The organism is uncultured Fibrobacter sp. (assembly GCF_947166265.1).
Classification (GTDB): domain Bacteria; phylum Fibrobacterota; class Fibrobacteria; order Fibrobacterales; family Fibrobacteraceae; genus Fibrobacter.
Genome location: NZ_CAMVDO010000052.1, coordinates 1 through 11,794, shown reverse-complemented (window position 1 = coordinate 11,794; position 11,794 = coordinate 1). Strand labels below are relative to the sequence as shown.

The following is an 11,794-nucleotide window of genomic DNA, read 5'->3' as shown; positions in this document are numbered from 1 at the left end:
AATGGATTTGAAAGAAAATGCAAAGGTCGGTATCGTTGCGGGTAGCAAGTCCGACCAAGAAACTGTAGACAAGATCACTGCGGTGCTCGACCAGTTCGGCATCACGTGGGAATACAACATCCTCTCTGCACACCGCACCCCGAACGCCACCGCGAAGTATGCTCGCGAAGCCGCCGGGCGAGGCCTCCAGGTCCTCATCGGTGTTGCTGGCCTCGCTGCAGCCCTCCCGGGCGTGCTCGCAGGGCACACCATCCTTCCCGTTATCGGCCTGCCCTGCGCGGGCGGCCCGCTCAACGGCGTCGATGCTCTGCACTCCATCGTGCAGATGCCCCCGGGAATCCCGGTGGCAACAGTCGGCATCGGCAACGGCAAGAATGCCGGTTTCCTCGCCGTCCACATCGTCGCCCTCTCTGATGCAAGCGTCCGTGAAAAGCTCGTCGCTTACCGCAAGGGGCTCGGAGACATAGAGGTCTGAGGCCGCGCTTCGCGCTCTCAGGTCGCTTCGCTTTGAGGCCGGTCGCGTTCCGCTCCCTCTGAGTATGCGCTTGCGGCGCGATTGTATAACCTCATTCCTCAAAGGGCGCCGTAGGCGACCGACCTCACACCTCATAACCTTGAATAAGTATCGTGCATTCTCTCTCTCGCATATTCATCTATTTAGCGGCGTTCCTCGTGGCGGCGTCTTTCGCTGGTGAGCCGAACCTTCCCGAAGTCAAAGCTCCCTGGATGAAGGGCGAAAAGCTGTCCTTCAGTCTCAGTTGGGGCTTCATTACGGCCGGTTACGCGACGCTTGAGGTGAAACCCATCCAGGATGGCAAGACGGAATTCCTGACGTTCGCGACTGGCAACAAGACCATCAATAAGGTTTATCCGGTAAACGATACCGTCTATACCCGTGTGCGCAACAAGGGGTTGATGACCGAGGTTTTCCGCAAGCGCCTTCACGAGGGTACGTTCCACAACACCTCCGTTATCCGCTTCGACCGCAAGGGCGAAAAGGGCTGGCTCTCGGATACAGTCTTTACCGATATGAAAACCCGCAGGGTCAAACGCTCTGCCGATACGGTGGTCGCGCTCCAGGGCGAGGAACACAGTATCATGTCGGCGTTTTACCTGGTGCGCACCCTTCCGCTTACCGTGGGGGATACCTCGCGCTTTTCGGCGGTGAGCGGCAAGAAACGCTACGAGCTTAAGGTGCTGGTCCATGGAAAAGAAACGATCGAGAGCGTGCTTGGCAAGGTCCCCTGCATCAAGGTGGAACCCGTGCTCGACGGCGACGGCATTTTTGTTTCCAAGGGCCGCATTTTCATCTGGCTTACCGATGACGATCGCCGGATTCCGGTGCTCATGGAATGCGAAATTGCGCTTGGGAGTATCAAGGCGAAATTGTTGGAGGCTAAATAATGGGAGTTTTGTGGACTTTTGCTTACAAAACAGGGCAAATGGGAGTGTTTTTTGCTTTTTTTACATTTTGTTTTTTGCAAAACGTCCGCTTAAAAGTTATATTCGCAAATGCGATTATATAATCTGAGGCTTTAATGTTTAAGAAAGTACTTTTGGCTTTATGCTTGACCGCCTTCATGTCCTGGGCTCAGGACGATGAAGATGATGATGGTTTCGTTTCGGCACCGGCTGCCGCAGAAGAAGATGACGATGATGGCTTTGTTTCGGCTCCCGCCGGAGGCTCTCATGCGACAATGGCTACTGCCGATGATGAAGATGAAGACTTTGGCGGCTCCGAGATGACTGCAGCCCAGCGCCGTGAACAGGCCGAACGTAAAAAGTTCGAAGAAGAACAGCGCCTGGACGAATACGCAAACTCTGAACGCCGTCGTGACTGGCTCCGCAACCGTCTTATTTTCCAGATCGGTATGGGCTCCCGTTATCCGATTATGGGTGAAACCGGTATGGGCATGGGCCTTGGCGCCGGCCTGGAATACATCTTGCCGTTCCACTTCGCTCTTTATGGATCCTTCGGTTTCTTGCCCAAGGGTACCGACAACGATTTCGATGAATGGGAACTGGAAGGCGGCACGGGCTATAAGGTGGGTTTGAACTATTACCTTTTCCCGAAAAACCCGCTCCACTTGGGTCTTTCCTTCTCCTACGGAACAGTCTACTTCGACCACGACATTATTCCCGTGGACAACGTTCGTCCTCTCATCAAGGTGAACGGTTACCAGTTTGACCTCCTTATTACGTACTTGACGAACGAATGGTACTACTTGCAGTTCTCTATCGGTATGTACTATGCGCCGAAGCTTGCCAATGTTCCGAACACGGGCGACCAGGATACGGATAACCCGAGCTTCCGCAAGAAAGACTATGATGACGGTTCTGGTACAGGCGAAAGAGTTTGGCCGACTAAGGAATGGGTTTCCAAGGTCGTTGAAAAAGATGGCATGAGCAAGACCGGCATTGTCTTTGGCATTGCGATTGGTTACGCTCTTCCGGAACTGTTCCCGGATGACACTGAAAAGCGTCGCCGCGAACGTGAAAAGGCCAGGGAACGTTCTGGCATTGCCGGTCGCTAAAACGATTTGAATAGAAGAAAGAAAAGGTCGGCTATGCCGACCTTTTTTATACCCTTGATGCGATTGCCCCCAAACCTTCGGTTTGAGGGCCTGCCCTTTGGCTCGGTCATAGCCGAGCAAGCTCGGCTGCGACTCTCGCCTTGCGGGCAGTCGAACGTACCGTTCTCATCGAAATAAAGAAATAAAAAAACGAAGTTCCCCCTAATGGGATAACTTCGTTTTTATACCCTTGATGCGATTGCCCCCAAACCTTCGGTTTGAGGGCCTGCCCTTTGGCTCGGTCATAGCCGAGCAAGCTCGGCTGCGACTCTCGCCTTGCGGGCAGTCGAACGTTCCGTTCTCATCGGAATTAAAACTATAAAACAAAAACACCCCAATTGGGGTGCTTTTGCTTTATACCCTTGATGCGATTCGAACGCATGACCTTCAACTTCGGAGGCTGACACTCTATCCAACTGAGCTACAAGGGCGAGCGATTCAAAGATAGTAAATTAAATCAGCTTCACAATCAGTTCGTGCGGCTCGGCGTCAACCACTAGCGCATCGCGGAATTCACCCACGTCAGCGTCGCCTTCCAGCACCTTCACGATGTCATCGTTTTCCATGGAGTTCCCTTCGGTGCGACCGTAGAAATGGTATTCGCTTTCTTCGGCAACCTGGTCGATGATAATGCGGACCGTCTTTCCGATCATCGCCTCGGCGCGTTCTGCGTCCAGTTCTTCTTGCAGGTCGGTCACGGCGTCGAGCCTTGCGCGGGCTTCGCTTTCGTCCACGGCGGGGAGGTCCATTTCCATCACGGGCGTGCCTTCTTCGGGGCTGAACACGAATCCGCCCAGATGGTCGAACTGTACATCTTGCAGGAGTTCCATCAGCTCTTCAAAGTCTTCATGCGTTTCGCCGGGGAATCCGACAAGTACCGTGGTGCGGAGCGTGACTCCCGGAATACGCTTACGAATCTTGTGCAGAATCTCGACGAGTTCCTTCATGCGGTAGTTGCGCTTCATGTTCTTGAGTACGTTGTCGCTTGCATGCTGAATCGGCATGTCCACGTACTTCACGAGTCTCGGTTCACTTGCCATCAGGTCTAAGAGCTCGTCGTCCACGAACATCGGGTACCAGTAAAGTGTACGTATCCACGGAATGTTCGTGTTGTCAAGAATGGCGCGTAAAAGTTCAGCGAGCGTGCCGCCCTTCTTGCCCTTTTCGCGTCCAAAGTAAGTCGTGTCCTGTGCGATAAGCGTAATTTCTTTGACGCCCTGTGCCTCGAGTTCCTTCGCTTCGGCAACGATGTCCTCGATGCTGCGGGATACCTGTTTCCCGCGGATAAGGGGAATGGCGCAGTAGGCGCAGCGACGGTTGCAACCCTCGGCAATCTTTAAGTAAGCGTGATGCTTGAATCCGCCGAGGTTCATACGCGGCAGGTTTTCAGCGTCGCAGGTGGCGGGGGCCACAATGCCCATCTTCTTTAAAAGTTCGCCCGGCTTGTAGGTACCCACCCAGTAATCGACTTCGGGGAGTTCCTTCACCAGTTCCTCGCCGTAGCGGCCCGAAAGGCAACCCGAAACAATCAGTTTCTGTTTCGGCTTCTTGCCGTTAATTTGTGCAAAAATCGCGTTGATGGATTCTTCCTTGGCGGCTTCGATAAATCCGCAGGTGTTCACCAGGATGTAGTCTGCCTTCCCAGCGGTGTCGCAGGTCGTAAAGCCTGCATGGAGCATTTCGCCTACCAGGTTTTCGGCATCGACCTGGTTCTTGGCGCAACCTAAATGGACAACAAATACTTTGGGCTTTTTTGTAGGCATATTGCCAAATATAGATTTTTAGTACTTGATGCAACGGACTGAAAATCCCAATTCCTTATCCTCCCATTGAGTAGTATCCATCACGTCGTACTGCCCACGCAATGCGATGGCCCTGCCGGAAAATTCGCTTTCTTGCCCGGATGTCCAGAAATAGGCCGTCCTGTTCGTCGCTTCAAATCGATATTTGCGATACCCCGCAGGCAGTGCGGAAAAGCCGACCTTGTCGATTCCCTTTCCTTCCATTTCCCAGAGGTCGGAATTTGCCTTGAGGAGCGTTCCGTTCGGAACTATTTCGCTGTCGCTCAGGAAATGCGCGAGCGTGTCGTATTGTCCGAGCGTCGGTAGATACCAACCGTCGGGGCAGATTCCTTGCCGTTCCGTTGTTTTGCAAGAGCGCCCATGTCCGCATTCCGCTTCGGTTTTCCCGTTTGCGGCGGCCCAGGTATAAAGTCTTCCGTAGGTATCGCAATTGCCTTCGTGCAAATCGGAACCGCCTCCGCACCAGCTTTGTAGTCCGGGGGCAATTTCGTAGTTCAAGTTCTGTGCCATCCATGTCTGGTTGTTAATAACGACAGTCTTGTAGACCTGCTTGTCTCGGTTGTCAACCATTTCTCCGTATTCGATGTCGGGGTTGAGGTATGTGCTTGCAGGTTCTGGTGCCGGTGGGTCAGAATAGGTTGGCCCTAGGCTAACGGGAAAGTCGGGTGGCGTTAATTCGGTAGTCGATAAGTTCTCGGAATCGGTTTCGATGGTATCCTTGATACAGCGGATGGCCGCCGCAAAGGCTCGCTGCCTTCTCCATGCATTGAACGAATTGAAACTCCACACTTCGTCTCTTTCGAAACTGATAATGTCATCGTCATTGGCATTTGACCAGAAACTGGCTATAGAGGAATCGGGTGCTCCGTATCGAAATAATCCTGTGGGTTGTACGTTGAACCCGAAATCTTCATAGACGTTGAAAATGCCGCCCGATACGGTATACCATAAGTCATGATTGCTTAGCAAGTGCTCGGGTGCAGACTTGTTGGAGTGGATTGAAGAAGAGAGGCTAGAGTGATCGACGGAACTGTCTGTCGATACGTATACCAGAATGCTCCAGTCCCATGTGCTAGGAATATGCCAACCGTCGGGGCAAATTCCCTGTGTGGGGCAGTCTTTGTACCAACTGTCGCAAGGTCCTTCGCTGAATCGAGCGTTCCCGACGGAGTCGTTTGCGGCGGCCCAGGTGTAGAGTCTTCCGTATTTTTCGCAATCCCCGTATTTGCTTTCGGGCAGGGCGACGCCTGCACACCAGTTGTTCTTCTGGATGATATCCGTTCCCCGAATTTTATTTTCGACGGCGTAGTTCAGGTTCTGCGCCATCCAGGTCTGTGTGCCGATGGTGACAGTCTTGTAGATTTGGCCGTCGCGGGGGTCGGTCATCAGCCCGTAGCGGATATCCTTGGGATTGACGCGTTCGTAGGTGACGGGTGCAGCCTTTGATGAACTTGATTCTTGATATGTTGAGTACGAAGAACTGGAGCGTTCCTCTGAAAAGGAATCGCTAGAAGATATACGCGAATGACTCGATGAGCTAAAATCTTCATCGAAAGAATACTTTGTATTGGCCGAAGAGTTTGTTCTCGCCGAGGAATTCGTCTTTGCCGAAGAATATTTTGGATTGGATGAAAATTCCCATTCCGCCTTGTTGAACTTTGATGTTTTGCAGGTGTAGTACGAATCCGTTTCTTCGACATACACCTCGGTACCCAAGGTATAATCGTTGCAGGTGAAGAGGTCGAGGTCTTGTACGCTAGAAAGGACTACGGGAGTTGTCGAGCCGTAAAAGCTATCGTCCGAGGAGCAGGCGGCTAGGAATAATCCGAGGAGAGTTGTATACGCAAATTGTTTCTTCATATTTCCCTCTTTAATCCTTGACACAACGGACTGGCATAAAACGTGACTTCGGAACGTCATTATACAGGTCGTAATCGTAGCGGCCAATGCGACAGAATATGACGTCTGCTTCGAGTGCACAAGTGCTATGGGAAGTCCAGAAATATAGATCTGCCTTTTCGGTGTTTTCTGGCAAATCTCCCCAGAAATGGTACTTGGCTAATAGCTGGTGAAATATTGAGTCTTTATCCGGGTGGACGGCGTAAAAAAGCTGCGACCAGTCTTTTCTCGTGGGAATGTGCCATCCGGAAGGACAGATGCCTTGTCTTGGACGGTCCATGCACACGTTGTCTATGCCGCAGCCGGTATAGACGGAATCCATTGCGGCGCCCCAGGTGTACGTGCATCCTTCCTCTTCGCTGCATCTGACACGCTTCTCGAGATAAGGCATGATGGTGGAATCCGTAAAGGCAAGGTTGTCGATTGTCCAGGTGTGGCTATCGATGGTGATGGTCTTGTACTTTTTGTTGTCCCGAAGGTCCGTCAATATTCCGGTCTCTTCGTTGAATTCACTTCCGTAGTCCTTGCCCTTCCATACGATAAGGTGGCTTTCAAAAGACGATGAACTGTTGGTGGTGTCAGGGAAAATGACGTATGCCGAAACCGAGCTGGACGATTCCTGGTTCGAAGACGAGACTTCGAAAATGTCGCTCGACGAACTTTCGTAAGAATCTAAGCTGCTGGAGGAATAGGCCGCGGAACTTGTCGCGGTTTCGCTACTTGATATTTCGCGACTGGAACTGTATTCTTTCGCGCTGCTGTAGTTTTCCTCGCTGAAAAAGTTTCGCTCGCTGCTGGACGAAAAAACTTCTTCGCTGCTAGAGTAGTCGGTGTCGTTGCCAGATGAACTCTGTGGGTTCATCATCCATCTACTGCCATCGCATATAAAGGAAATGTCCCCGTCGATAACGTCAATGACGGAATCCCTGTATTCTTCGTTGCAGGGCTGGTGCCGTAACTCGGCGAGGTTAGATACTTTGCTTGGAATGCCGTCCGGAGTTGTCGACGATTCGCTACATGAACAGATTAAAAGAAAACAGAATAACGAAAAAAGAAGCTGTGAAATACCTTTCATGCTTTGTTCTCCTACAAACTAATTTCAAAAATAAAAAAATCTCTGCGTGTTCGCGCAGAGATTCCTTGTGTATTGAAAAGAACTTATTCCCAGTCGTCGAAGTTGTCTGCTGGAGCCGGGGCTGCGGGAGCGGGTTCCGGTGCAGGTGCTGGAGCAGGTGCCGGTTCGGGCTCCGGTGCGGGTGCTGGAGCGGGTGCCGGTTCGGGCTCTGGTGCGGGCGCAGGAGCCGGTTCAGGCTCCGGAGCAGGAGCAGGCTCGGGTTCCGGTGCAGGTGCTGGGGCGGGAGCCGGTTCAGGTTCCGGTGCGGGCTCAGGTTCGGGTTCCGGCGCCGGTGCCGGAGTAGAATAGGAATTAGAATTGGAATAGGAGTTGTTGGAGTAGGAATCGGATTCGCCGCCGGGGTTACCCACGTCGTCGTTCTTGCTCATGTCTACCCACCAGGCGTAGTTCAGCGGAGAAAGAACCTGCTTGCCGTATTCCTGGGCGCTGGCATTCGTTTCGAAGTAGCCGACACGGATACGGTAGTAGGTGCCTTCGAGTTCGCCGGGGTTTTCGACTTCGGCGATGTAGGCCTTCACGTTGTTTTCGGCGAGTTTCTTCACGATGCCGTCTGCGGCCTTCTTGGAAGACTGGATGCTGACCTGGACAACGAAATCACCCTTTTCAAGCGGCTGGACGTTGCCTGCCGGTGCGGGGGAGTCGTTCTTGGCTGCAGCTTCGGGAGCTGCGTCCTTGGAATCGCTGTTTCCAGAAAGAGATTGGATCGGAACGAGTTCGGGCTCCTCGGCCTTGGGCTGTTCTTCCTGCTTGGGTGCTGGTGCCTGAACGGCAGGCTTTGCCGGTTCCATCTTCGGGACAAGCTGTTCTTCGTCATTGCAGGCGACAAGCGCAGAACTTGCGAGAGCGATGGCTGCGAGGGGTAAAATGAGTTTTTTCATCCAATTCTCCATTTTTTCGTAAAAACAAGACGAACGGGTCTTTTCTGTACAGAAATATACATAAGTCTTTGATAATCCGCAAGTTATGGTTAAAAAAATGCCGAAAAAATTGTTTAAAAATGACCGTTTTTTTATACCCTTGACGAAATTCGTACAATTAGATATATTTGGCTATCCAAAAACGAATTTCTAATTTAACCAAAGGATAATCGTGATCGGCGTAATTGTTAAGTCCAACGAACCTTTCGAACGCGCTCTCAAGCGTTTCACCAAGTCTTGCGAAAAGAACGGCATCATTTCCGATGTCAAGAAGCGTCAGCGCTTCGAAAAGCCTTCTGAAGAAAAGAAGCGCATCGAAACGGCTGCCCGTCGCAAGCGCCTGAAAGAAATCGCTGACCAGAACCGCAAGCGTCTCTACTAATCGTCGACTGGCAGTGCCAGTTCGCCGTGGTGGAATCGCCAAGGGTTTCTAGGACATCGTTTCTAGCCTTGTTTCTTGTAATGAGTCGTCGGTCTATGACCGGTGGCTCGTTGCGTGTTTTTAGAATTTAAACCTTATTGCCAGGAGCGGGGCGTAATCCGCCAAGGGTAAAACATGAGCAGTGCATTGCTGACTAAGATTAAGGATGATATCAAGGCCGCCATGAAGGCGCACGATTCCGAAACTCTCGGAACGCTCCGTACCCTCCATTCCGACATCAAGAACGAAGCCATGAAGAGCGGTGCCACTCCGGCCCAGATCGAAGAAACCATCACCGACGAAATGTGCGTCGACGTTCTTGCCCGTAGCGTGAAGCAGAAGCAGGAAGCTATCGACATCCTCACGAAGGGCGGTTTCCTGGATAAGGTTCCTGCCGAAGAAGCGATCATCGCCCTGTACCGCAAGTACATGCCCGCCGAAATGACCGAAGACGAAGTCAAGGCCCTCATTGCCGAAATCAAGGCCGCGACTGGTGCTTCTAGCCCGAAAGACATGGGCAAGATTATGAAGGAACTTTCCCCGAAGGTCAAGGGCCGTTTCGACGCCAAGCGCGCCTCCGCTCTCGTCCAGGAAGCTCTTAAGTAACTCAACGAGTCATCCTGAGCGAACCCTGGAGCGCAAAGCGCGGTAGGGAAAGTCGAAGGATCTTCCATGCCCACCTCGCAATCCAAAATCCTTGAACTGGAGCTGCTCTACAAGATCAGCTCCATTCTAAACCAGACGCTTGATTTCGAAAGCGTCGCGCACCCGATTCTGGAAGTGGTGGAATCCACGATGGGCGTGGAGCATGCGACCCTTACGCTGTACAACCGCCATACCGGCGAAATCTCCATCGAAATTGCAGAAGGCCTTTCGAGCCGCCAGGCGCGCAAGGGCCGCTACAAAGTGGGCGAAGGCATTACCGGCCGCGTCGTGGAAACCGGTAAGCCGATCATCATCCCCTCTGTCGCGAAAGACCCGGACTTCTTGGACCGTACGGGGCGCGGCAAGACCGAAGACAAGGCCTTCCTTTGCGTACCTGTCATCATGGAGCATCAGGTCATCGGCGCCTTCAGTGCCGACGTCCAGAATCCCGTCGAAGACGAACTTCCCGAAAAACTTCGTTTGTTAGAAATTATCGCGCAGATGCTTGCGGCGGCGGTGAAACTCCGTCGCGAAGCCCGCGAAGAAAACGAGCTTCTGAAGGCCGAAAACGAACGCCTGACCCTGGAACTCAAGGACCGTTTCCAGCCTGACAACATCATCGGACGTTCCAGCGAAATGCAGCGCGTGTATGCGCAGATCGACCAGGTGTCGAAAAGCCCCCTCCCCGCGCTCATCGTGGGCGAAGTTGGTACGGGCAAGGGGCTTGTGGCCGAAGCCATCCATTACCGTTCCGACCGCAACATGGGCCCGTTCGTCCGCGTCCATTGCGCCTCCATGCCGGAATCGGTGCTGGACCGCGAACTGTTCGGCAGTGTGCGCGGTGCGCTTGTCGGCGTGTTTGCCGAAACTCCCGGCCGCGTAGAACAGGCCGAAGGCGGAACGCTCTTCCTCGACGAAGTCGGCGAACTTTCTCCGAACCTTCAGGTGAAACTTTTGCGCCTGTTGCAGAACGGCGAAGTGGAACGCATTGGTGCCCGCATTTCCAAGAAGGTGAACGTCCGCGTGATTGCGGCCACCACCAAGAACCTGCAGCAAATGGTCGAAGAAGGAGCCTTCCGCGAAGACCTCTACTACCAGCTGCACATTTTCCCGATTTACGTGCCGCCGCTGCGTAACCGCAAGACGGATATCGTGCTTCTGGCGGACCATTTTGTCGAACATTACTGCCGCATCGTGGGCAAAAATGTCCGCCGTCTCGCGCGCACGACCATCAACATGCTCATGAGTTACCCGTGGCCCGGAAATGTCCGTGAACTTGAAAACGGAATCGAGCGTGCCGTACTCGTTGCCGACGAGGACGTCATCTACCCGCACCATTTCCCGACCACGCTGCAGACCGCCGAAACCAGTGGCACTCCCGTGAACGGCAACTTGAAGCGAATGGTGGAAGCCTACGAAAAGGACATCATCTGCGATGCCCTCAAGAGTTCCAAGGGAAAAGTCGCCGCTGCCGCCCGTAGCCTCTCCACCACACCGCGCATTCTTACATACAAAATAAACCAGCTCGGTATCGACCTTGGTTCCTTTGCCAAGTAGGTTGTAGGTCTTTCCCTCGCGGAATTTCAAAAATAAACCCCTGCTTGATTTCTAATCTGCTATTTCTAGGCTCTTGCTTTTAGAATACCAGCCATTTCTCTCGTTTCTCGTCAGCAGGGCCTTGGCCCGTTCTTTCGTCAATTTCTATATTTATCCCGTATGATTATCCATTCCTTCTACATGGGCTTTCAGTGATTAGTGGTTTAGACTTGTAATTTCCCTAACCACTAATCACCAAACACTAACCACTTAATTAAAAACATGCAATTCCGTCCTGTAAAAGAACAGCTTGAAATTTTGATGCGCGGTGTTATCGATGTCGTACCGCAAGATGAACTCGAAAAGAAACTCCAGAAGTCTTACGATACCGGGGTTCCTCTCCGTGTGAAAATGGGTGTAGACCCGACCGCACCGGATGTTCATTTCGGTCATACCGTTGTGATGCGTAAGCTCCGCCAGTTCCAGGACCTGGGTCATACGGTCGTTCTCATCGTGGGTGACTACACGGCCCAGATTGGTGACCCGAGTGGTCGCAACAAGGCCCGTCCGCGTCTTTCCCACGAACAGGTTCTCGAAAACGCGAAGGAATACCAGGAACAGTTCTTCAAGGTGGTTCGCCGCGACCAGGTGGAAATCCACTATAACGGCGAATGGTTCTCTAAGCTTCCGTTCAGCAAGGTGACCGAACTCATGGGTCAGTTTACCGTGGCCCAGATGCTCGAACGCGAAGACTTCCACAACCGCTATGCCGCCAATACTCCGATTAGCCTGCACGAATTCATGTACCCGATGATGCAGGGCTACGATTCCGTCGCCATCAACAGCGACGTGGAACTCGGCGGCAC

11 protein-coding genes and 1 tRNA gene are annotated in these 11,794 nt (G+C 52.7%); 7 read left to right on the top strand and 5 right to left on the bottom strand.

Features of this window, described 5'->3' with window-relative positions; all coding sequences use genetic code 11:
• Window position 1 precedes the first annotated feature (1 nt).
• The 3 genes from purE (at window position 2) to Q0W37_RS14305 (ending at window position 2,534) form a co-directional block, all read left to right on the top strand.
• Entirely contained in the window at window positions 2-475 is a 474-nt protein-coding gene (purE, locus tag Q0W37_RS14315) for a 5-(carboxyamino)imidazole ribonucleotide mutase (protein ID WP_297702229.1), read from the top strand.
• A gap of 152 nt (window positions 476-627) precedes the next feature.
• A complete protein-coding gene (locus tag Q0W37_RS14310) occupies window positions 628-1,404 on the top strand; it encodes a DUF3108 domain-containing protein (RefSeq protein ID WP_297702228.1) in 777 nt (258 codons plus the stop codon).
• 134 nt (window positions 1,405-1,538) lie between these two features.
• Complete coding sequence (locus Q0W37_RS14305) at window positions 1,539-2,534, top strand: autotransporter outer membrane beta-barrel domain-containing protein (RefSeq protein ID WP_297702227.1); 996 nt, start codon at window positions 1,539-1,541, stop codon at window positions 2,532-2,534.
• A gap of 396 nt (window positions 2,535-2,930) precedes the next feature.
• On the opposite strand, the gene Q0W37_RS14300 is transcribed toward Q0W37_RS14305, so the two are convergent.
• From Q0W37_RS14300 to Q0W37_RS14280, 5 genes are all read right to left on the bottom strand, one after another.
• A tRNA-Arg gene (locus Q0W37_RS14300) sits at window positions 2,931-3,004 on the bottom strand.
• A gap of 21 nt (window positions 3,005-3,025) precedes the next feature.
• Window positions 3,026-4,336 (bottom strand): 30S ribosomal protein S12 methylthiotransferase RimO, encoded by a 1,311-nt coding sequence (gene rimO / locus Q0W37_RS14295; protein ID WP_297702226.1) that lies wholly within the window; start codon window positions 4,334-4,336, stop codon window positions 3,026-3,028.
• Between the two features lie 18 nt (window positions 4,337-4,354).
• Window positions 4,355-6,235, bottom strand: coding sequence for an FISUMP domain-containing protein (locus Q0W37_RS14290; protein ID WP_297702225.1), 1,881 nt, complete (start codon window positions 6,233-6,235; stop codon window positions 4,355-4,357).
• Between the two features lie 10 nt (window positions 6,236-6,245).
• Window positions 6,246-7,349, bottom strand: coding sequence for an FISUMP domain-containing protein (locus Q0W37_RS14285; RefSeq protein ID WP_297702224.1), 1,104 nt, complete (start codon window positions 7,347-7,349; stop codon window positions 6,246-6,248).
• Window positions 7,350-7,432: 83 nt separating this feature from the next.
• Window positions 7,433-8,287 (bottom strand): SPOR domain-containing protein, encoded by an 855-nt coding sequence (locus Q0W37_RS14280; protein WP_297702223.1) that lies wholly within the window; start codon window positions 8,285-8,287, stop codon window positions 7,433-7,435.
• Between the two features lie 211 nt (window positions 8,288-8,498).
• Here Q0W37_RS14280 and rpsU point away from each other — a divergent pair, with 211 nt between their 5' ends.
• From rpsU to tyrS, 4 genes are all read left to right on the top strand, one after another.
• Window positions 8,499-8,708, top strand: coding sequence for a 30S ribosomal protein S21 (gene rpsU, locus Q0W37_RS14275; protein WP_014546541.1), 210 nt, complete (start codon window positions 8,499-8,501; stop codon window positions 8,706-8,708).
• A gap of 174 nt (window positions 8,709-8,882) precedes the next feature.
• Window positions 8,883-9,353, top strand: a complete 471-nt coding sequence (locus Q0W37_RS14270; RefSeq protein WP_297702222.1) for a GatB/YqeY domain-containing protein — start codon at window positions 8,883-8,885, stop codon at window positions 9,351-9,353.
• Window positions 9,354-9,419: 66 nt separating this feature from the next.
• Window positions 9,420-10,949, top strand: a complete 1,530-nt coding sequence (locus tag Q0W37_RS14265; protein WP_297702221.1) for a sigma 54-interacting transcriptional regulator — start codon at window positions 9,420-9,422, stop codon at window positions 10,947-10,949.
• 261 nt (window positions 10,950-11,210) lie between these two features.
• The coding region (tyrS, locus tag Q0W37_RS14260) for a tyrosine--tRNA ligase (RefSeq protein ID WP_297702220.1) at window positions 11,211-11,794 on the top strand (584 nt) is incomplete at its 3' end.

Excerpts from the sequence above, each read along its gene's own strand:
- purE (WP_297702229.1), top strand. The coding sequence starts at position 2 with ATGGATTTGAAAGAAAATGCAAAGGTCGGTATCGTTGCGGGTAGCAAG.
- Q0W37_RS14305 (WP_297702227.1), top strand. The coding sequence starts at position 1,539 with ATGTTTAAGAAAGTACTTTTGGCTTTATGCTTGACCGCCTTCATGTCC.
- rimO (WP_297702226.1), bottom strand. The coding sequence starts at position 4,336 with ATGCCTACAAAAAAGCCCAAAGTATTTGTTGTCCATTTAGGTTGCGCC.
- Q0W37_RS14290 (WP_297702225.1), bottom strand. The coding sequence starts at position 6,235 with ATGAAGAAACAATTTGCGTATACAACTCTCCTCGGATTATTCCTAGCC.
- Q0W37_RS14285 (WP_297702224.1), bottom strand. The coding sequence starts at position 7,349 with ATGAAAGGTATTTCACAGCTTCTTTTTTCGTTATTCTGTTTTCTTTTA.
- Q0W37_RS14280 (WP_297702223.1), bottom strand. The coding sequence starts at position 8,287 with ATGAAAAAACTCATTTTACCCCTCGCAGCCATCGCTCTCGCAAGTTCT.
- Q0W37_RS14270 (WP_297702222.1), top strand. The coding sequence starts at position 8,883 with ATGAGCAGTGCATTGCTGACTAAGATTAAGGATGATATCAAGGCCGCC.
- Q0W37_RS14265 (WP_297702221.1), top strand. The coding sequence starts at position 9,420 with ATGCCCACCTCGCAATCCAAAATCCTTGAACTGGAGCTGCTCTACAAG.